Source organism: Kribbella sp. NPDC055110, from assembly GCF_053607525.1.
The window spans coordinates 18,631-38,385 of sequence record NZ_JBSGTS010000031.1 but is presented as its reverse complement, the minus strand read 5'-3'; the positions used below and the strand labels follow the sequence as shown (position 1 = coordinate 38,385).

Annotated in this window: 18 protein-coding genes; 9 read left to right on the top strand and 9 right to left on the bottom strand. The window is 68.3% G+C overall.

Annotated features, from left to right (window positions below):
- Positions 1-39 precede the first annotated feature (39 nt).
- The 6 genes from ACWF0M_RS33360 (at position 40) to ACWF0M_RS33335 (ending at position 5,641) form a co-directional block, all read left to right on the top strand.
- Positions 40-741: a GntR family transcriptional regulator gene (locus ACWF0M_RS33360; protein ID WP_452239727.1), complete on the top strand. Its 702-nt coding sequence runs from the start codon at positions 40-42 to the stop codon at positions 739-741.
- A gap of 139 nt (positions 742-880) precedes the next feature.
- Positions 881-1,984, top strand: coding sequence for a TIGR03364 family FAD-dependent oxidoreductase (locus ACWF0M_RS33355; protein WP_452239726.1), 1,104 nt, complete (start codon positions 881-883; stop codon positions 1,982-1,984).
- Complete coding sequence (locus ACWF0M_RS33350) at positions 1,981-3,018, top strand: 2-aminoethylphosphonate ABC transporter substrate-binding protein (protein ID WP_452239725.1); 1,038 nt, start codon at positions 1,981-1,983, stop codon at positions 3,016-3,018. The genes ACWF0M_RS33355 and ACWF0M_RS33350 overlap by 4 nt, the downstream gene beginning before the upstream one ends.
- Entirely contained in the window at positions 3,015-4,061 is a 1,047-nt protein-coding gene (locus ACWF0M_RS33345) for an ABC transporter ATP-binding protein (protein WP_452239724.1), read from the top strand. The genes ACWF0M_RS33350 and ACWF0M_RS33345 overlap by 4 nt, the downstream gene beginning before the upstream one ends.
- On the top strand, positions 4,051-4,866 hold the full coding sequence (locus tag ACWF0M_RS33340; RefSeq protein ID WP_452239723.1) for a 2-aminoethylphosphonate ABC transporter permease subunit: 816 nt from the start codon (positions 4,051-4,053) through the stop codon (positions 4,864-4,866). The genes ACWF0M_RS33345 and ACWF0M_RS33340 overlap by 11 nt, the downstream gene beginning before the upstream one ends.
- The gene (locus ACWF0M_RS33335) at positions 4,850-5,641 is read left to right on the top strand and encodes an ABC transporter permease (RefSeq protein ID WP_452239722.1); all 792 of its coding nucleotides are present in this window, start codon (positions 4,850-4,852) and stop codon (positions 5,639-5,641) included. The genes ACWF0M_RS33340 and ACWF0M_RS33335 overlap by 17 nt, the downstream gene beginning before the upstream one ends.
- A 45-nt stretch (positions 5,642-5,686) precedes the next feature.
- Here the strand turns inward: ACWF0M_RS33335 and ACWF0M_RS33330 are convergent, their stop codons facing one another.
- Together ACWF0M_RS33330 and ACWF0M_RS33325 are read right to left on the bottom strand one after the other, a co-directional pair.
- Entirely contained in the window at positions 5,687-6,022 is a 336-nt protein-coding gene (locus ACWF0M_RS33330; protein ID WP_452239721.1) for an ArsR/SmtB family transcription factor, read from the bottom strand.
- A gap of 33 nt (positions 6,023-6,055) precedes the next feature.
- Complete coding sequence (locus ACWF0M_RS33325; RefSeq protein WP_452239720.1) at positions 6,056-7,114, bottom strand: class I SAM-dependent methyltransferase; 1,059 nt, start codon at positions 7,112-7,114, stop codon at positions 6,056-6,058.
- Positions 7,115-7,207: 93 nt separating this feature from the next.
- Between ACWF0M_RS33325 and ACWF0M_RS33320 the strand changes: the two genes are divergently transcribed.
- The 3 genes from ACWF0M_RS33320 (at position 7,208) to ACWF0M_RS33310 (ending at position 11,027) form a co-directional block, all read left to right on the top strand.
- On the top strand, positions 7,208-9,892 hold the full coding sequence (locus tag ACWF0M_RS33320) for an AAA family ATPase (RefSeq protein ID WP_452239719.1): 2,685 nt from the start codon (positions 7,208-7,210) through the stop codon (positions 9,890-9,892).
- Positions 9,893-10,046: 154 nt separating this feature from the next.
- Positions 10,047-10,676 (top strand): DedA family protein, encoded by a 630-nt coding sequence (locus ACWF0M_RS33315; RefSeq protein ID WP_452239718.1) that lies wholly within the window; start codon positions 10,047-10,049, stop codon positions 10,674-10,676.
- Positions 10,677-10,751: 75 nt separating this feature from the next.
- Entirely contained in the window at positions 10,752-11,027 is a 276-nt protein-coding gene (locus ACWF0M_RS33310; RefSeq protein WP_452239717.1) for a hypothetical protein, read from the top strand.
- On the opposite strand, the gene ACWF0M_RS33305 is transcribed toward ACWF0M_RS33310, so the two are convergent.
- The 7 genes from ACWF0M_RS33305 to ACWF0M_RS33275 all read right to left on the bottom strand — a co-directional run bounded on the left by ACWF0M_RS33305 (position 11,022) and on the right by ACWF0M_RS33275 (position 19,752).
- Positions 11,022-11,846 (bottom strand): acyltransferase domain-containing protein, encoded by an 825-nt coding sequence (locus tag ACWF0M_RS33305; RefSeq protein WP_452239716.1) that lies wholly within the window; start codon positions 11,844-11,846, stop codon positions 11,022-11,024. The genes ACWF0M_RS33310 and ACWF0M_RS33305 overlap by 6 nt on opposite strands.
- Positions 11,847-12,005: 159 nt before the next feature.
- Positions 12,006-13,076, bottom strand: a complete 1,071-nt coding sequence (locus ACWF0M_RS33300) for a WD40/YVTN/BNR-like repeat-containing protein (RefSeq protein ID WP_452239715.1) — start codon at positions 13,074-13,076, stop codon at positions 12,006-12,008.
- A 76-nt stretch (positions 13,077-13,152) separates the two neighbouring features.
- Positions 13,153-13,440 (bottom strand): 4a-hydroxytetrahydrobiopterin dehydratase, encoded by a 288-nt coding sequence (locus tag ACWF0M_RS33295; RefSeq protein ID WP_327637243.1) that lies wholly within the window; start codon positions 13,438-13,440, stop codon positions 13,153-13,155.
- A gap of 22 nt (positions 13,441-13,462) precedes the next feature.
- Entirely contained in the window at positions 13,463-14,851 is a 1,389-nt protein-coding gene (locus ACWF0M_RS33290; protein ID WP_452239714.1) for an MFS transporter, read from the bottom strand.
- A 34-nt stretch (positions 14,852-14,885) separates the two neighbouring features.
- Entirely contained in the window at positions 14,886-16,937 is a 2,052-nt protein-coding gene (locus tag ACWF0M_RS33285; RefSeq protein ID WP_452239713.1) for an ABC1 kinase family protein, read from the bottom strand.
- 188 nt (positions 16,938-17,125) lie between these two features.
- On the bottom strand, positions 17,126-17,878 hold the full coding sequence (locus ACWF0M_RS33280) for a succinate dehydrogenase/fumarate reductase iron-sulfur subunit (RefSeq protein WP_452239712.1): 753 nt from the start codon (positions 17,876-17,878) through the stop codon (positions 17,126-17,128).
- Entirely contained in the window at positions 17,875-19,752 is a 1,878-nt protein-coding gene (locus tag ACWF0M_RS33275; protein ID WP_452239711.1) for a fumarate reductase/succinate dehydrogenase flavoprotein subunit, read from the bottom strand. The genes ACWF0M_RS33280 and ACWF0M_RS33275 overlap by 4 nt, the downstream gene beginning before the upstream one ends.
- Positions 19,753-19,755: the final 3 nt, after the last annotated feature.

Sequence of the window (19,755 nt, the reverse complement as noted above, 5' to 3'; positions counted from 1 at the left end):
TGCGCGGGCCCGCCCGGGGGCTCGACTATTGTCGACCGTGTGAGTGAGCCGCTGCATTTCGTGGTGAAGACCCGGCTGGTGGATGTGGTGGAGGGACTGGGCGAGGGGGCCGCGTTGCCGCCGGAGCGGGTGCTCGCGAAGGAGTTCGGGGTCTCGCGGTGGACCATGCGGCAGGCGATCCGGGAGCTGATCGCCGACGGGCGGCTGCGGGCGCGGCAGGGGCAGGGGACGTTCGTCGCGACGCCGAAGCTGGTGCAGCCGCTGGCGTTGGTGAGTTACACGGAGGCGTTGCGGGCCCAGGGGCATACGCCGGGGCGTGAGGTGGTCGCGTTCGACGAGGTGATCGCCGACGTCGAGCTCGCGGAGCAGTTGAAGGTCGCCGAGGGGGATCCGGTGCACCGGCTCGAGCGGGTGCTGTTCGCGGACGGGCAGCCGATCGGGCTCGAGACGACGTACCTCTCGGTGGCGCGCTTCCCGACGCTGCGTGAGGTGCTGGATCCGACCGGGTCGCTGTACCGGTGCCTGACCGATCAGCTCGGCGTGCGGTTCGGCGAGGGGGAGGAACTGGTCGAGACCGTGATCGCGACCCCGCGGGAGGCCGAGCTGCTCAAGGCCACCCAGTCGCTCCCGATGCTCCTCCTGCACCGAACCAGCCGCGACACCGCCGGCCGCCCGATCGAAGCGGTCCGCTCCCTCTACCGCGGCGACCGAGTCGGCTTCCGCGCCACCCTCCGCCCGTAGAACGCTCCCTGGAACGCTCAAGCCCCCGCAACGCTCCGCCCTGGGGATCTGTTTGCCGGGGGTTCACCTGCTCGTCGACCTGCTCGTACGCTCCCTTCATTGGTCCGGACCAATCTTGGTCGCGACGAGGGGAGTCGGTGTGCGGGTGGTTGTGGTGGGTGGTGGCGTACTGGGCACGTTTCACGCCTGGGAAGCGGTACGGCGTGGGCACGAGGTGCTGCAGCTCGAGCGGGAGCTCGAGGCGCGGGGTGCGAGCGTGCGGAACTTCGGCCTGGTCTGGGTCAGCGGTCGCGCCGACGGGGCCGAGATCGAGCTGGCGCAGCGGGCTCGTGACCTGTGGGCCGAGGTGCCTGGCATCGGTGTCCGTACGGTCGGCTCGCTGACGGTCTGCCGCACCGAGGCCGAGTTGGCGGTGGCCAAGGAGGCCGCGACGCGACCGGACGCGGTGGCGCGCGGGTTCCAGGTGCTCGACGCGGAGCAGACCCGGGAGCGCAACCCGGCGTTGAAGGGCGACCTGCGCGGCGCGTTGTGGTGTGCGCGGGACGCGATCGTCGAGCCGCGGGAAGTGCTGCCGGCGCTCCGGGCCGAGTTGATGAAGTCGAATCGCTACCAGTTCCTCGGCGACCGGGAAGTGCGCAACGTCGACACCGGCCGGGTCGTCGACGACCACGGGGTGACGCATTCGGCTGACGTCGTCGTCCTTTGTACGGGCGCCTGGCACAGCGGGCTGATCCGCGAACTGACCGACGACCTTCCGGTACGCCGGGTGCGCCTCCAGATGATGCAGACGGCGCCGCTCGGCGACACGCTCACCACCGCGGTCGCCGACGGGGACAGCTTCCGCTACTACCCGGCGTACAGCGGATCTGCCGTCGATGACCTGCCGTCGCAGGCTCCTGTTGCCGAGGACCACAAGATGCAGCTGCTGATGGTGCAGCGCACGCACGGTGGTCTGACGATTGGTGACACCCACGAGTACGCCGAGCCGTTCGGGTTCGACGTACAGAGCGATCCGTACGACTACCTGCAGGACGCCGTCGAGAACATCCTCGGCCGCAAGCTGCCCGAGATCGTGAGGCGATGGGCCGGCGTGTACTCGCAGGCGACCAACGACGAGGTGATCCTCCGGCGGGAAGTTGCCGACGGCATCCACCTTGTCACCGGTCCTGGTGGGCGCGGGATGACCATGTCGCCGGCGATCGCCGAGGCAACCTTCGATGAGATCGGAAGGACAGAGAAGTGAAGGCTTTCAAGACCCTGCTCGCCCCTTTGCTTGTTACGGCCCTCGTGCTGGCCGGAACTGCTGCTTGTGGTGGCACCGGAGCCGCATCGACCGGCGACGGCGCCGCGAAGACCGTCACCGTCTACACCGCGGACGGGCTCGCCGACTGGTACAAGACCCGGTTCGACGCGTTCACTCAGAAGACCGGGATCAAGGTCCAGACGGTCGAGGCCGGCTCCGGTGAGGTGGTGTCGCGGCTGCAGAAGGAGAAGTCGAACCCGCAGGCCGACGTCGTGGTGACGCTGCCGCCGTTCATCCAGAAGGCGTCCCAGGACGGTCTGCTGCAGAAGTACGACGTACCGGGCGCTGATCACGTGAAGGGCGTCAAGGGCGACGACTATGTCGCGGTTGTCGACAACTACCTGTGCTTCATCGCGAACCAGCACGCGGGTACGCCGAAGTCGTTCGACGAGCTGCTCGACCCGAAGTTCAAGGGGAAGCTGCAGTACTCGACGCCGGGGCAGGCTGGTGACGGTACCGCCGTACTGCTGCTGCTTCAGCACCTGCTGGGGAAACCGGGCGCGCTCGACTATCTGAAGCAGCTGGAGGCCAACAACGTCGGCCCGTCCGCGTCGACCGGCAAGTTGCAGCCGAAGGTGAGCAAGGGTGAGCTGCTGGTCGCGAACGGCGACGTCCAGATGAACGCGGCGTCGATCGCGAACGACAAGTCGGCGTTCGGCATCTTCTTCCCGGCGAGCAAGGACGGAAAGCGTACGACGCTTGCGCTGCCGTACGTGATGGGCCTCGGTGCCGGTGCGCCGAACGTTGACGGCGGCAAGCAACTGATGGAGTACCTGCTGTCGACGGACGCGCAGCAGACGGTGTCGCAGGACGCGTTCGGGATCCCGGCGCGGGATGACGTGAAGCCGACGGACGCGAACTTCGCATCGGTGCAGAAGTCGATGTCAGGTGTCGAGGTGTGGCAGCCGGACTGGTCCGCAGTGCTGACCGATCTGGATGCCGATGTGGCGGCGTACGCGAAGGCTGTGGGATGACGGTTCAGCTCCAGGATGTGACCGTGCACTTCGGTCGCACGTGCGCGTTGGAGGGGCTTGACCTGAGCGTCGCGGCCGGTGAGACGGTCGCGCTGCTCGGGCCGTCGGGCTCCGGGAAGTCGACCGCGCTGAAGGCCGTGGCCGGGTTCGTGCGGCCGAGCCGGGGGCGGGTTCGGTTGGCCGGTAACGATGTGACCGATCTTCCGCCGGCGAAGCGGGGGATCGGGGTCGTGGTGCAGCAGTACGCGCTGTTCCCGCATCTGCGGGTCGCGGACAACGTGGCGTTCGGGCTGAAGGCGGCGCGTAAGCCGAAGGCCGAGGTGGCGGCGCGGGTCGGCGAGATGCTCGAGATGGTCGGAATGACGTCGTACGCGCGCCGCTTCCCGCGTGAGTTGTCCGGCGGTCAGCAGCAGCGGGTCGCGATCGCCCGGGCGCTCGCGATCCGGCCGCCGGTGCTGTTGCTGGACGAACCGCTAGCAGCGCTAGATGCGCAGTTGCGGGCGGACATGCTCGGCGAGCTGCAGAAGCTGCGACGGGAGGTGCCGGATATCGCGATCGTCTATGTGACGCACGATCAGTCCGAGGCGCTGGCGTTGGCGGACCGGATCGCGGTGATGCGGGATGCGCGGTTGGTGGATGTCGCGCCGGCTGCTGAGTTGTACGCCGCTCCGCCGTCGGCCTTCACCGCTTCGTTCCTGGGCGGGGCGAACCTGCTCCCGGTCGAGCCGGCTGAAGGTGGCGTGAAGGTAGCTGGTCACGTGCTCCCGGGACTGCAAGCAGCACCTGGCGAGAGCCTGCTGTGCATCCGGCCGCATGCGATCCGGCTGGAGCCCGCAGCGGTGGATGGCGGGGTGGTGGGGCGGGTGGTTGGGGTGCAGTGGCGTGGGGCGTTCAATCAGGTGACGTGCTCGGTCGACGGGTTGCACGACGTGACGGTGCGGGTCGACGTACCTGCGGATCGGCGGGTTCCTGAGCTTGGGGCGGAGGTTTCGCTGGTGCTGCCGGTCGAGGCCTGCAGTCTGGTGCCGGCTGATGGCTGTTGAGGCGCTCGGAGCCGGCGTCGTGGTCGGCAATCCACCGCGGCGCGACGCCCGATGGTTGTGGGTGCTACCGCCACTCCTGCTGATTGCGGTCCTCGTCGTCTACCCGTTGGTGCTGGTCGCGGTGGAGTCCGCGCCGGCGTGGGGTGAGGTGATCGGGTCGACCGAGTTCCGGAACGCGTTGCTGCGGACCGTGCAGATCGCGGTGAGTTCGACCGCCGGCTGCCTCGTCGTCGGCACCTTCCTCGCCGTCGTGATCAGCTTCGTCCCCTTCCCCGGCGCCCGCCTCGTCGCCGGACTCGTGGACACGATGCTCGCGCTGCCGTCGTTCCTGGTCGCGCTCTCCTTCACGTTCATCTACGGCAGCACCGGTGTCCTGCGCGCCGGCGGGTTCCTCACCTCGCCGTGGGCCGTGGTGCTCGCCGAGGTGACCTTCTACACGCCGTTCGTGATGCGACCGTTGCTGGCGGCAATGAGTCGGCTGCCGCGCGCGCAGCTCGATGTGGCCGCCAGCCTCGGCGCGGGGCCGTGGCGCGTACTGCGGCAGGTCGTGCTCCCCGAAGTACGACCGGCCCTGCTCGCGGGCGGCAGCCTGACGTTGCTGCTGACGCTGAACGAGTTCGGCATCGTCCTGTTCCTCGGTGCGAAGGGCACCACCACGTTGCCGATGCTCGTGCACACGAAGGGCATCGTGATGTTCGACTATCCGGGTGCGTGCGTGATCGCCGTCGTACAGATCGCGCTGTCCCTCGGGCTGTACGCCGTACTGCGAATGGCACTGGGAGGCCGCCGTGCTCGTCTGGACTAAACCCGGGAAGGCGATCGTCTGGCTCGCGTTCGCCGTGGTGTTCGGGCTGCTCGTACTCGCTCCGTTCGCGGTCGTGATCGCGGCCGCGTTCGCCGGCTCATGGAACGGCGTACTGCCCTCCGACCCGACGGCTGATCACCTGCGGGAGGCGCTGTCCGGTGACGAACTCGCCTCGCTGTCCGTCAGTCTGCAGACGGCGTTCCTAGGTGGTCTGCTCGCGGTCGTCTTCGGCACCTGGGGCGCCTTGTCCTCCGCAGACACGAGGTTCAAGCGGCTCGCGGACGCGATGCATCACCTGCCGATCGCCGTACCGTCCGTGGTGGTCGGACTCGGGTTGCTGGTCGCATTCTCGCGCCAACCGCTCCTGCTCAACGGCACGAAATGGATCGTGGTGATCGCGCACCTCGTCCTGATGGTTGCCTTCAGCTACGGAACGGTCTCTGCGGCGCTGGAACGCATCGATCCCTCGTACGCCGAGGTTGCCGCGTCGCTCGGGGCGTCGCCGGCCCGCGTGCTGTGGCGGGTCCGGCTGCCGATGCTGCTGCCCGCGATCGCGTCGGCCGCCGGTCTGTCCGTCGCGTTGTCGATGGGCGAGGTCGGCGCGACGATCATGATCTATCCCGCGTCGTGGCGGACGTTGCCGGTGAGCATCTTCGCGCTGACCGACCGCGGTCAGGCGTTCGTCGCCGCGGCCGAAGCAGTCGTGCTGCTCGCGACCACCGTCGTACTCGTGCTCACCCTCGATCGACTACGGGGTCGGGCAGCGGAACGCTGAGCAGCATCCGAGTGCCGTCGCCACCTTCAGGCAGCACAGTCTCGCTCAGCTCGACCTCGACCCATCGGCGTCCCCTCGCAGGAGTTCTTCCAAGCGGTCAACGGTGCTGTTCCAGTACGTCGTGAGGTCGCCGAGCCACTGCTCCACCTCGGAGAACGCCTCCGGCCGCAGCGAGCACACGACGGTCCGGCCGACCCGCTTCCGGCTCACCAGCCCAGCGTCGACCAGCACGGTGACGTGCTTGGTCATCGCCGGTGGGGTGATCCGGTGCGGCTCGGCCAGTTCGCCCATCGTCGCGTCGCCCCGACTCAGCCGGCCGACAACGGCCAGCCGGGTCGGGTCCGCGAGCGCTCCGAAGGTCCTCGGCAGCCCAGTCAGCACACGAGATACTTCACCAGTTGGTGAACTGTTGTGTCAGGGGCGGACCTCGAACACCAGGTTGAACGGCGTCTGCGCGACCGTACGGAACCTGCTGAACCCGGCCGCCTTGGTGACGTCCTGGATCCGCGCCGGACCGGCCTGGGTACCGAGGGCGAGACCCACCGGCTGCGACAGCGACGCCGGCGTGCACAGCAGCGTGGAGAAGCCGTAGTACGCGCGACCCACCGGGTTGAGGTTGTCCTCGACGTGGTCGCCGGCCATCGGCTCGACCAGCATCCAGGTGCCGTCCGGAGCGAGCGCCTCGCGCACGTGCTTGGCCGCGCCGACCGGATCACCCATGTCGTGCAGGGCGTCGAAGGTCGTCACCAGGTCGTACCCGGACCCGCTGAACTGGTCGGCCGCCGCCACCTCGAAGGTCACCCGATCGCCGAGGTTCGCGGCCCGCTGCCGGGCCGTCTCGATCGACGCCTGGTGGTAGTCCGAGCCGATGAACCGGGAGTTCGGGAACGCCTCGGCCATCAGGATCGTGGACGCGCCGTGCCCGCAGCCGATGTCGGCCACCTTCGCGCCGCGTTCCAGTTTGGCGACCACGCCGTCCAGCGCGGGCAGCCAGCTGGGCAGCAGGTTCGCGTTGTACGACGGCCGGAAGAACCGCTCGCAGCCGACGTGCACGTCGGACGTGTGCTCGTGCCACCCGACGCCCGCACCGCTCCGTGCGGCCTCAATCGTCCCGGTGGTGTGCTGCACCGTGCCGAGCGCGATCTGGAAGAAGCCGGGCAGGTACGCCGGGCTGTTCGGATCGGTCATCGCCACGGTCTGCTCCGGCGGCAACGTGTAGCGGCCGGTACTCGCGTCGTACTCGACGAATCCGCCCGCGGCCTGCGCGTTCAGCCACTCCCGCGTGTAGTGCTGATCGGTGCCGGTCCGCTCGGCGAGCTCGGCCGGCGTGGTCGGGCCGTGGTCGGCAAGTGCCTGGTAGTAGCCGAGCCGATCACCCATCACGACCAGCGCCGCGTTCAGCGTCGCCCCGACCTCGTCGACCGCCTTGAACACGAAGCCCATCAGTTTGTCGCTGTCGATTGCAACAGTCATCGATTGCTCCCCCTTGAATGGTTGGTACGGCGAACCTAGGAAGAGGAGCCCGACCATCGCATCAGGTGGGGGTCCTGGTGCACACTGCGAGACATGCTCATCGGGCGGGACGCGGAGCGCCAGGTGATCGAGCAATTGATCGCGGGGGCGCGGGTCGGGTCCGCTGGGGTACTGCTCATCACTGGCGAGCCCGGCATCGGCAAGACCGCGTTGCTGGACGAGGCCGCTGCACTGGCCGGTGGACTGCAGGTCCTGAGAGCACGTGGTACCGAAGCCGAACGGGAGCTGCCGTTCGCAGGCCTGCTCCAACTGCTCCGACCTGTGCTGGCCGGCCTCGACCGCATCCCCGGACCGCAGAGGACAGCACTGGAATCGGCACTGGCACTCGGAACCGATGCAGCAAGCCCCGGGGACCGCTTCGCCGTCGGCGCCGCAACCCTCAGCCTGATCTGCCGGTACGCCGAGAACACGCCGCTCGCACTGATCATCGACGACGCACACCTGCTGGACCGTCCATCGGCTGAAGCGCTGTTGTTCGCGGCGAGACGCCTGCTGGCAGACCCGATCGTCATGCTGATCGCGGCTCGTGCCGACGAACCGCATCCGTTCGAAGCCGACCTGCCACGGCTGCAGCTGGAGGGCATCACGCTGGATGCCGCGCGACAGGTCGTGCAGCATGTCCCGAGCGACCTGGTCGAGCAACTGCACCACACCGTGGCAGGTAACCCGCTGGCGCTGCTGGAGCTGGCTGACGATCCGGACCGCCTGCACCGGATGCCGCCAGGCGTACCGTTTCCAGTCCCCGCGATGCTCGCAGAAGCCTTTGCCAGCAGGGCAAACCGCCTGAGCCCGGATGCGCGCACCGCACTGCTTGTAGCGGCCTTAGACGGTGATCTCGGAACGGTGTCCCGAGTGTGCGCAGCGCTCGGAGTAGAGGTCGCTGCACTGGAGGAGGCCGAGGCGGCCGGTCTGGTCGCCATTCAGGACGGTGAGGTCCAGTGGCGACATCCGCTGGTCCGCTCGGCGATCTACACCGGCGCTGACCCGGCAGCACGTCGTACGGCGCACCGCGCGGTGGCTCTGGCCACACCGGACCAGGACCGGCGGGCGTGGCACCTGTCCGAGGCAGTCCTCGGCGCTGACGACGAGGTGGCAGCCGGACTGGTCGTTGCAGCGGAGCATGCGGCCGCACGTGGAGCACATGCGGTCGCAGCAACGGCGTACGAGCGTGCTGGACGGTTGAGCCGGGGACTACCGGACCGTGCAGTCAGACTGGTCGCAGCTGGTGAGGCGGCGTGGTCGGCCGGACTGGCGGAGCGAGCAGAGGCGTTGCTGGAGGATGCGCTGATTCTGCAGCCGCCGTTGCCGGTGCGGATCCGCGCGCAGGAGATTCGCGGCGACATCGAAGTGAAGTGCGGATCGCCGCGCCGTGCCCGCGACATCCTGGTCGCGGCTGCTGCGGAGTCGACCGACCCGGCGATCGCCACCGGTCTGCTCGCGGATGCGGTCGCGGCCTGTTTCCGGCTGTGCGACGCCGCGGCCGGGTTGGAGGTGGCGTACAACCTCGACAGCCTGCTGCCGGCGGTCGATCGTCCTGGTCCGCGCATCATCGGCATGCTGGCGAGCGGCGTCGCCAAGGTGCTGGCCGGGAGCGGTGGGACGGACCAGATCCGTGCAGCGATCGCGCTGGCACCCTCCGACGAGCTGGACCGGGACCGCCGGCGCCAGGTGTGGATGGTGCTGGCCGCGTTGTTCCTCAGAGAGACAGGTACCGGCCGGACGCTCCTGCAGCAGGCGATGCTCGAGCGACGCGAACAGGTCGCTCTCGGGACGCTGCCGGGCCTCCTGTTCGTGCTGGCTCGCGACGACGCGACAACCGATCGGTGGGCCGATGCGGAGACGTCGTACGACGAGGGGATCCGGCTGTCGCGCGAGACCGGTCAAACGACTGAACTAGCGATGAACCTGGCCGGACTGGCGTGGCTGATGTCCCACCAGGGCAGACCGGAGTGCCAGGAGCTCGCTGTGGAGTGTCTACGGATCTGTGCGGAGCATGAGATCCGCCTCGGCACGGTGTGGTCCCTGTTCGCGCTGGGAGACCTCGAGCTGGGACGTGGCGACCCGGCTGCGGCGCTACCGCAGTACGAGCGGTTGGTCGACGTACTGGCTGAGTACGGGCTGAAGGACCCGGACCTGTCGCCGGCACCCGAGCTGGTCGAGGTCTACCTGCGGTTGGGACGGTTGGACGATGCGCAGCGGGTAGTGCTCGAACATTCTGCGTTGGCAGAGGCGAAAGGGCAGCCGTGGTCGCTGGCGCGAGCAGCACGGGCGCGCGGTGTGGCCGGTGAGAGCGAGTCGGACTTCGTTCTGGCGCTCCGCTGGCACGAGGAGACGCTGGACGCGTTTGAGCTGGCCCGGACGCGGCTGGCGTACGGCGCTTGGCTGCGACGGGCACGGCGGCGTGTGGACGCGCGTACGCAGCTGCGGCTCGCAGTGGAGGGTTTCGACGCGCTCGGTGCGCTTGGGTGGGCAGACCAGGCGGCGGCCGAGCTCAAGGCGACTGGTGAGACCGCACGGCGCCGTGTGCCGAGCACTGTGGACGATCTGACGCCACAGGAGCGCCAGATCGCCGTACTGCTTGCGGATGGTCACAGCATTCGGGAGGCTGCGGCGCGATTGTTCCTGAGCCCCAAGACCGTCGAGTACCACCTGCGCAAGGTCTACGCGAAGCTCGGCGTCCATTCGCGCACCGAACTGGTTGAGCACCTCGGAACGTAGGCTGGATGGTCTTCCTGCTGATGAACGCGATCCGCGAACTCCCCGTACTGCTCTGACCTCAGCCAGTGGCATCGGCTGAACATCGGGTGAACCACGCCTGAATCACATCGGTGGGATTGCAGCTCCCTTGACGATGAATGGCATCCTTGGCCGGGTGACGGAGTTGATGGAGGTCGCGCGACACCTGCTCAGCCTTGCGATGGCCTCGCATTGGCTGCTGCTCATCCTGTTCGCCGCCGCCGCGATCGATGCCGTGTTCCCGGTGGTGCCCAGCGAGGGCATGGTGATCACCGCCGGCATGGCCGCGGCCGCCGGCCACCAGAACCTCCCGCTCGTCATCGCGGCCGCGATGGCCGGCTCCGTCATCGGCGAGTCCGTCTGCTACTTCCTGGGCCGCGGCTCCGGCCCTGCGCTGCACCGGTGGATGAAGCGCCAGGAGCGTCGCCAGAAGCTCTACGACAAGGTCTCGGCCGCGCTGCACTCACGCGGCGGGCTGATCCTGATGACGGTCCGCTACATCCCGGGCGCCCGGATGGTCGCGACGCTGACGGCGGGCGCGACGCGGTACTCGTTCAAGAAGTTCATCGTCTTCACCATCGCCGGTGTCACGGTGGCTTATACGTACGTCGCCATGCTCGGGTATCTCGGTGGTGACGCGTTCGCGCACGACCAACTGAAGGGGCTCGCGTTCAGCCTGAGCCTGGCCGCGGTGATCGGTCTCGTCGTCGAGACCTCCCGCCGGATCGTCGTGAAGCGCCGCGCGGCGAAGGTCACGGCCGCTTAACGATCCCCGCGCGGGTTTCCAAGCGCTTGCGTGTCCCGGGCCAACCTTTCCCGGTATCCGTGCGTCAGTAGACCCGTGGTGAGGCCTGAGGCGAACCCCACCGCGGCCAAGCCCACCGCTCAGCTCGCGACGTACCGGCAGGCGCTCGCGACGTCGCGCGCGAGCGGGAACCCGCCGCTGTTCCTCGGCAACCACTTCAACCGCTGGAACAACAGCGTGTACTCCGACGCGCTGACCGCCTTCGTGACGGAGACGTGCACGCAGCCCGACGTACGGTGCGTGTCCAACATGGAGCTGGCGAGCTGGCTGGCGAGGTACGGCGTACCTAGTCTTCAGAACCGCCCGTCATAGCTTCAGGTAGCCCCAGGCGCTTTGCCAGGTGCCGCCGTCCTTGATCCGGCCGACGACGAGCCGCTGCAGGCGGGTGTCCTGCGGGAGCTCGTCGAGGTGGTCCAGGCCATGGGTGCGGAACGTGAAGAAGATGGCGCTGTCCTGGCTGTCGTTCGGCGTCCCGTACGGCGTGAAGCGGCGCCCGAACTTCACCATGTTCGAGTCCTGCGGGAGGTTGTCGAGCAGGTACGGGTCGAGCAGCCAGGACCACAGGTTCGCCGTCTGCACCGGGTACTCCGGGAAGTACCGCGGGAAGAACTCGCGGGCCCGCTGGATGCTGTCGTCGACCAGCTCAGGCGTCAGCGGACCGGTCTCCGGGATGTGCACGCCGATGATCCACTCGCCCGGCTCGGTGCCCGGAACCGGCTTGTCCTCCGGCACCTGGTGCAGCAGGTACTGCAGCCGGCCGAGCGCGTAGAGCTGCCCGGTCCAGGCGATCGTCAGCCACCAGTGCGTCTCCAGGCCGTACTCGCCGTGCGTACGACGACTCACCTTGAGCTGCTGTCCCAGATCGGCCAGCGACGCCCAGCTGATGTCGTCCGGAATGCCGCGCTCCGCGTGGAACCGGCGGATGTCCGGCACGGTGTCCAGGAACGCCTGGACAGAGTTCCGCGGGTCCTCCGGCATCGTGAACTCCGGCTCGCTGCCGAGCTTCCCGATCGCCCCGCGGATCTGGTCCGCGAGCTCCTTCACCACCGCTTGATCCGGTACGAACGCCTCGGCCGCCTCCCGGTCGACGTCGGCAAACCCCAGCAGGCGATATTCCTCGACACTCGTCACTCATCAACGGTAACCGATCCAAACGAGCCAGAGACTTACGACCTGAGGCGCGGACCTCCAGCACTCACCAACCACCGGCTGTTCGCGCTGTCCACGCTGAGCCCCGCCCTCGGAGCGCGCTCGGGCGAGGGTTGATGAGTGGCGCAGGTCCGCCCCACCTCACCGCTCCTCGGCGAGGCCCAGGTAGAGGATGTTCGGGTTCGAGGGGTTGAAGGCGAGGGACGGGATGCCGTCGAACGTGTTGTGGCGTTTGGTGAGGGCGCCGGTGGAGGGGACGAAGCGGTACAGGTCGGCGCCGAAGTTCGCGAACGACGTGCCGTAGCTGAAATACAGCAGGTCCGGGTCGACCGGTGAGGCCCACATCTTGTTGCCGTTGATCAGGTCGGCGCGGCTCTGGTCCAGCACCTCGCGGAACTTCTGCCCGCCGTCGGTCGACTCCCAGATGTACCGCGTCGACCGGTCCCGGTCGTACCCCTCCATCCACACCTTCGACGGGTCGGCCGGCGAGATCGCCAGGCTGAACGCGTTCACCCGCTCGACCGGCCGCGACCGGGTCCAGGTCCGCCCGCCGTCGAACGTCACGTACACGCCGTCCGACATCACGCCCGCCACCACGTGATCCGGGTTCCGCGGATCTACCACGGCGTCGTACAGGAACAGATCACGCGCAGGCGGTACGCCGACGCGCTGCCAGGTCTCGCCGTCGTTCGAGGAGTCGTAGAGCTGCCCGTCGCCCGCCACGGCTCGCAGCCGCCCGGGCCGCGCGTCCAGCGCCGCGAGCCCGCCCCACTGCACTGGCCCGAGGACCGTGGTGACCTGCGAACCGTGCACGCGGTGGATGGGTTGGTCGTTGACGCTGTAGACGTACGCCGAACCGCCCGGGCCCGGCTGTACGTCGTACGTGCTCAAGTCGTCCGGTGTCTTGTCGAGCAACTGCCAGCTGCAGCCGGCGTCACTCGAGCGCTGGATCGTCTGCTTGCCGATGCTGACGAGCGTGTTCGGCTCCTCCAGCGCGGCGACCTTCGCGTACGTGACGGCGAGCAGTTTGCCCGTCGTACCCGCGAGAACCTGGCCGTCCGTCTCGGTGAAGGTCACCGAGCCGTCGCCGTACACCTTGCCGCAGTGTGGCCGGTTCCAGGACGGGGCCGGGGGTGCTGCGCCAGCAGGTGTGGGAAGAGCAGCGAGCAGAGTGACGGTCGCGGCCGCGATGGCAAAGCGGTGTGAGGTCATGCCCTTAGGTGTAAGGGCTGTGACGTCACAGCCACCAGCGCTTGCCGTGGCCGACAAGAGCCATGACGGGAAGCGGTCAGCCTGCAGCGGTGTCGATGTGCCGTGCGAGTACGAGGTCGTCGTCGGTGATCCCGCCGGCCTCGTGGCTGCTGACCCGGAACGTGATCGTCGTGTAGCGGATGTCCATGTCCGGGTGGTGGTTCATCGACTCCGCCAGCTGCCCGACGGTCGCCACCAGCCGGATGCCGTCCAGGAACGTATCCCTCTTGACGCTTCGGACCAGCTCGTTGTCCACGACCTTCCACTCCGGGAGGTGGTCGCGCAACGCGAGGTCGATCTGGTCGTCGGTCAAGAGCTCAGCCATGCGCTCACTCTAGACCCCCGCGTCACTCGGAGCGACGGGCGCGCGGTGCGGCAAGGAAGCCCAGAAGGGCCAGTACGGATCCTGCGGTGACGATCGCTCCGAAGACCCACGGTTGCGGGTCGTCGGCGTTGAACGCCAGCAGGGTGCCGCTGATTGCCAGACCGGTGGCGATGCTCATGGTCGCGGCCATCTGACCGGCGCTGGTGTTGCGGCCGGAGTTGCTCTGGTCGGAGAGGTCCAGCGTGAGCACGGACAGGCTCGAGGAGCTGAGTCCCATGCCGATGCCCGCGAACCCCCAACCGATCAGGCCGATGCAGGTGGTCGCGTCCGTCCAGGCGAGCAACGACGTCACAGCCAGTCCGAGCGTCATGAACGCGAGCCCGGTCCGCAGTACGACGATCCGCTCGATCCCGTGTTCGCGACCCTGCAGCCACGATCCGAACGCCCAGCAGACGCCGGTGATCGACAGTGTCACGCCAGCCCGCGACGGGCTGAAGTCATGCTGCAGCGTGAGCAGTAGCGGGAGGTACGCGCCGACGCCGGCGAACGCAGCCCCACCGAGTCCGCGGACGGCGACCACTGCGGGGAAGCCGCGTCGTGCAGTGAATGTGCCGGCCGGCATCACGCGTACGGCGGCCTGTCCTAGCACTGCTAGCGCCACGACCACCGCCGTACCGCCGAGGAACGGGTGCGCTTCCAGGTGGTCGCCGGCCAGCGTCATCGAGAACAGGGCGACGGATGCGGCCAAGGCCCAGGGGAGTGCGGCTCGCCACGCCTCGAGCTCGGCCGCATCCTCGGCAGTGCGCTCCGGCGCGGGTGCGTTGGCCGATTGACGCATGGCCGGACGGAGCAGCAGCCAGCTCGGGACCAGGAGTACGACCGCGCCGAGGAAGACCCAGCGCCAGCCGAACTGCTCCGTCACCACTCCGGTCAGCACCGGTCCGAGGACCGACGGGAGGATCCACATCGCGGCGAACAACGAGAACATCCGCGGCCGCAGTACGGCGGGCAGCGCGTGGGCGACGAGCACCATCAACGACACGTCGAGCAGGCCCTCGGCCAGACCACTGAGCAGGCGTCCCGCGATGACCATCGGCATTGCGGTCGCCGTACCGACCAGGAGTTGTGCGAGGGTGAACGAGATCGCGCCTGCGCGCAGGGTCGGGATCGGGCCGCGGCGGTCCGACCAAAGGCCGGCGATCGCGAGCGAGATCAGGTAGCTCGCGTTCGGCGCCGCGTTCGCGAGACCGAAGCTGCCGAGTGCGTCGAACTGGCGGACCATCGTGGGCAACGCCGTACCGACCGCGCGGTTCTCGAACGCGCCGAGCGTGACGAGTCCGATCACCCCGAGCACCAATGGCAGATGCTGTCCGGTGAACAGCTTGGGGCGGGCCTCAGCGGTCGTCGTCATGGGGGCTATGGTTGAAGTTCAAGTTAGGTTGAAGTCAAGTCGCTCGATTGCCGGGGAGCCGGAAGATCAGGATCAGGACGCGGAGTACGAGGACCGCGCAGATCACCAGCAGGTTGTAGCCGAACAGCTGGAAGAGCGTCATCGAGTCGGTGACCTTCGGGCCGCCCGGTGTACCGAGCAAGAGGACGGCCATGATGCCCGCGGTCGCGCCTAGCACTGCTAGCAGCGCCTGGTGAAGCAGGCCGGTGAAGTGCCGGCGGTCGCGTTCGTCGGCGAAGAGAGAGACATTCACTCCGAGCCGGCCACTCTCCGCGGCGGCTGCGATCCGGTCGATCCGGCGCGGCAGGCGGCGCAACATCGGGAGCAGCGTGGCGAGTTCCTCGGTCGCCGTACGGCGGAGCGCGTCGGGCGTGAGCCGATCGGTGACGTGCGCGTTGGCGAACTGCCGCGACGCCGCGACCAGGTCGAAGGTGGGGGAGATCCGGGAGATCGTCCCTTCGACCGTGGCGAGCGCGCGGAACACGGCCGCGACCTCGGGCGGTACGCCGAGTTCGTGCGACGTGATGATCTTGAACAGGTCGTTGAACATCGCCGGGCCGAGTGACACGCCGGCCGCGAGGTGTTTGGTCATGAACTGGCCGACGGAGCGCTCCAGCGCGCGTTCGTCGATGACGTCCGGTCGGTAGACGATCTCGAGCAGCGCGTCGGTGGCCGACACCGGGTCGCCGTGGTCGATGGCGAGCAGGAAGCGTTGCAGGGCTTCGCGGGTGGCGGGGTCGAGGCGGCCGACGGAGCCGAGGTCGAGCATGCCGATCCGGCCGTCGGTCAGCAGCAGGAAGTTGCCGGGGTGCGGGTCGGCGTGGAAGACGCCGTCGATCGCGACCTGGCCGAGCAGGCACTCGAACAGCGCGCGGCCGAGGCGGACCGGGTCGAGGCCGCGGTCGGCGATCGCCTGGCCGGCGTTGCCGAGGCCGATGCCGTCGAGCCGTTGCATGGTGAGGACGCGGCGGGTGGAGCGCTCCGGGTACAGCCGCGGTACGACGAGGTCATTGCTGGCGGCAACGGACCGACCGGCGGCCACGGTGGTCATGTTGCCGGCCTCGACGGTGAAGTCGAGCTCCTCGCGCATCGCATCCGCGAACCCGTCGGCGAGCGCCCGCACCCCCATCGAGCGTCCCCAGTCGGTATTCCGATCCAGGAGCCGGGCGAGCCGCCGCACGATGTCGAGATCCCGGTCGACCAGCCCCGCAATCCCAGGTCGCTGAACCTTCACCACCACGTCGAGCCCCTCCGCGACCGACCGGCCAGCCGCGCCGTCTCCCGCCACACCGCCTCCCGCCGTGCCGCCTCCCGCCACGCCGGAGGTGTGCAGGCGGGCGGTGTAGACCTGGGCGACCGAGGCGGCGGCGAGCGGGGTCGGGTCGAACTCGGCGTACAGCTGGGTGATCGGGGCGCCGAGTTCTTCGGTGAGGATTTGCTCGATCTGGGACCAGGGGGCCGGGGTGACCTGGTCCTGGAGGCGGCTGAGTTCGGTGGCGACCGACAAGGGGATGATGTCGCTGCGCGTGGACAGCACCTGCCCGAGCTTGACGAACGTGACGCCGGCTTCGTCGAGCGCGAGTCGCAGCGACCTGGCCAGCTCGGCCTGGCCCGCGGCGTTCTCCCGGCCCGGACGGCGCCGGCCGCGCAGGTACGGTCCGAGGCCGTGCTTGATCGCGATTCGCAGAATTTGCAGGTACCGTCGGGTGCGCGCGATCCGCCCGCTGAGGTCCCGCCGCAGATCACGGGCCCGCGGCAACGACCCGGTCGGCACCATGGCCTCGGCCAGTACGAGGAAGACCAGACCGGCGAGCATCGAACACACCGCCGTCAACGCGAGGAACGCGACCGCGGCGGCGTTCGAACCCTCGAAGGGCAGCTTGCCGACCAGCGCGTTGGCGATCGGACTGAACACCGACAGCGTCAGCGTCGCCCCCAACGCGAGCCGCAGTACGCCGAACCGCACCCCGAGCAGCCGCTGCGACACCGGCACGAAGATCACCATGAACACGAACAGACTGAACAACCCCGCAACAACGATCCCCATGCCCGAAACCCTAAACGCCCAACCGCCCCCGAGACCTCACCCAAGCGAGTGACCCGACCCCGGACCTCTCAACTTTGAGAACCCACCAACCAAATCGGAGCCGCGAAAACGGTTGGTGGGTTCTCAAAGTTGGGAAAAGCGAGTCCCCTGGCTCCGGGTGGGGCCAGGGGACTCGGGGTGTGCGGGGGTTAGGCGGGGCGGCGGCGGATTTTGTTGCCCAGCCAGACGATCGGGTCGTACTTGCGGTCGACGACGCGTTCCTTCATCGGGATCAGGGCGTTGTCGGTGATCTTGATGTGCTCGGGGCACACCTCGGTGCAGCACTTGGTGATGTTGCAGAAGCCCAGACCGTGCTGCTCCTGCGCGGCGTGCTGCCGGTCGGCGGCGTCGAGCGGGTGCATGTCCAGCTCGGCGATGCGCATCAGGAACCGCGGACCGGAGAACGACTCCTTGTTCTCCTCGTGGTCACGGATCACGTGGCAGGTGTCCTGGCACAGGAAGCACTCGATGCACTTGCGGAACTCCTGCGAGCGCTCGACGTCGACCTGCTGCATCCGGTACTCGCCCGGCTTCAGGTCCGCCGGCGGCTTGAAGGCCGGCACCTCGCGCGCCTTCTGGTAGTTGAACGACACGTCCGTGACCAGGTCGCGGATCACCGGGAACGTGCGCATCGGCGTGACCGTGACGACCTCGTCCTCGGCGAACGTGTTCATCCGGCACATGCACATCAGCTTCGGCATGCCGTTGATCTCGGCGCTGCAGGAGCCGCACTTGCCGGCCTTGCAGTTCCACCGGACCGCCATGTCGGGGGTCTGGGTGGCCTGCAGCCGGTGGATGACGTCGAGGACGACCTCGCCCTCGTTCACCTCGACCTCGTAGTCCTTGAGCTCCCCGCCCTCGGAGTCCCCACGCCAGACCTTGAATTTGCCCTTGTAACTCATGTGGCCGGCAGCTCCTCTTCGGTGAGGTACTTCTTCAGCTCGTCGAGCTCGAACAGCTCCAGCAGGTCCTCGCGCATCGGGATCTGCTGCTTCTCGGTGACGTTGACGACGCCGTCGGCGTCCAGCGCGCAGACCAGCAGCTTCTTGCGCCACTCGGGGTTCATCCCCGGGAAGTCGTCGCGTGTGTGCCCACCGCGCGACTCCTGCCGCATCAGCGCCGCCCCGGCCACACACTCCGACACGGTCAGCATGTTGCGCAGGTCGAGCGCGAGGTGCCAGCCGGGGTTGAACTGCCGGTGACCTTCCACCGTCATCTTCGCGATCCGGCTACGGAACTCGGCCAGCCGGCCGAGCGCCTGCTCCATCTCTTCTTCCTTGCGGATGATGCCGACCAGGTCGTTCATCGACTGCTGCAGTTCCTGGTGGATCGTGTACGGGTTCTCGCCGCCCTCGAGCTCGAACGGCGCCAGCGCGTCCGCGGCCGCCGCGTCGACGTCGCCCTCGTCGATCTTCGGCCGCTCCTGAAGCTGGTCGACGTACGTCGCGGCGCCCATGCCGGCGCGCCGCCCGAAGACGAGCAGGTCGGACAGTGAGTTGCCGCCGAGCCGGTTCGAGCCGTGCATGCCGCCGGCCACTTCACCTGCGGCGAACAGGCCCGGTACGACGGACGACGCGGTGTCCGGATCGACCTCGACGCCACCCATCACGTAGTGGCAGGTCGGACCGACCTCCATCGGCTCCTTGGTGATGTCGACGTCCGCCAGCTCCTTGAACTGGTGGTGCATCGACGGCAGCCGCCGGGTGATCTCCTCGGCCGGGAGCCGCGATGACACGTCCAGGAAGACACCGCCGTGCGGCGTACCGCGGCCGGCCTTCACCTCGGAGTTGATCGCGCGCGCGACCTCGTCGCGCGGCAGCAGCTCCGGTGGGCGCCGGTTGTTGTCCGGGTCCTTGTACCAGCGGTCCGCCTCGTCCTCGGACTCGGCGTACTGCGCCCGGAACACGTCCGGCACGTACTCGAACATGAACCGCTTGCCTTCGGAGTTCTTCAGTACGCCGCCGTCGCCGCGGACCGACTCCGTGACCAGGATCCCCTTCACCGACGGCGGCCAGACCATGCCGGTCGGGTGGAACTGGATGAACTCCATGTTGATCAGCGTCGCGCCGGCCCGCATCGCGAGCGCGTGCCCGTCACCGGTGTACTCCCAGGAGTTCGAGGTGACCTTGAAGGACTTGCCGACACCGCCGGTCGCCAGTACGACGGCAGGCGCGTCGAAGAGGATGAACCGCCCGGACTCGCGCCAGTACCCGAAGGCACCGGAGATCGCGTCGCCGTCTTTCATCAGCTCGGTGATCGTGCACTCGGCGTACACCTTGAGGTTGGCCTCGTAGTCGCCGGTAGCCTCGAAGTCCTCCTGCTGCAGCGAGACGATCTTCTGCTGCAGGGTGCGGATCAGCTCCAGGCCGGTGCGGTCGCCGACGTGGGCGAGCCGCGGGTAGGTGTGACCGCCGAAGTTGCGCTGGCTGATCCGGCCGTCGGGCGTGCGGTCGAACAGCGCGCCGTACGTCTCCAGCTCCCAGACCCGGTCCGGGGCCTCCTGCGCGTGCAGTTCGGCCATCCGCCAGTTGTTCAGGAACTTCCCGCCGCGCATCGTGTCGCGGTAGTGGACCTGCCAGTTGTCGTTGGAGTTCGCGTTGCCCATCGCGGCCGCGCAGCCGCCCTCGGCCATCACGGTGTGCGCCTTGCCGAACAGGGACTTGCAGATGATCGCGGTCTTCTTGCCCTGCTCACGGGCCTCGATCGCCGCCCGCAGACCGGCGCCGCCGGCCCCGATCACGACGACGTCGTACGAGTGTCGTTCCAGCTCAGTCATGAA

Coding starts and splice junctions, on each gene's coding strand:
- ACWF0M_RS33345 (WP_452239724.1), top strand. CDS start 3,015: ATGACGGTTCAGCTCCAGGATGTGACCGTGCACTTCGGTCGCACGTGC.
- ACWF0M_RS33340 (WP_452239723.1), top strand. CDS start 4,051: ATGGCTGTTGAGGCGCTCGGAGCCGGCGTCGTGGTCGGCAATCCACCG.
- ACWF0M_RS33325 (WP_452239720.1), bottom strand. CDS start 7,114: ATGACTGTTGCAATCGACAGCGACAAACTGATGGGCTTCGTGTTCAAG.
- ACWF0M_RS33320 (WP_452239719.1), top strand. CDS start 7,208: ATGCTCATCGGGCGGGACGCGGAGCGCCAGGTGATCGAGCAATTGATC.
- ACWF0M_RS33300 (WP_452239715.1), bottom strand. CDS start 13,076: ATGACCTCACACCGCTTTGCCATCGCGGCCGCGACCGTCACTCTGCTC.
- ACWF0M_RS33295 (WP_327637243.1), bottom strand. CDS start 13,440: ATGGCTGAGCTCTTGACCGACGACCAGATCGACCTCGCGTTGCGCGAC.
- ACWF0M_RS33290 (WP_452239714.1), bottom strand. CDS start 14,851: ATGACGACGACCGCTGAGGCCCGCCCCAAGCTGTTCACCGGACAGCAT.
- ACWF0M_RS33285 (WP_452239713.1), bottom strand. CDS start 16,937: ATGGGGATCGTTGTTGCGGGGTTGTTCAGTCTGTTCGTGTTCATGGTG.
- ACWF0M_RS33280 (WP_452239712.1), bottom strand. CDS start 17,878: ATGAGTTACAAGGGCAAATTCAAGGTCTGGCGTGGGGACTCCGAGGGC.
- ACWF0M_RS33275 (WP_452239711.1), bottom strand. CDS start 19,752: ATGACTGAGCTGGAACGACACTCGTACGACGTCGTCGTGATCGGGGCC.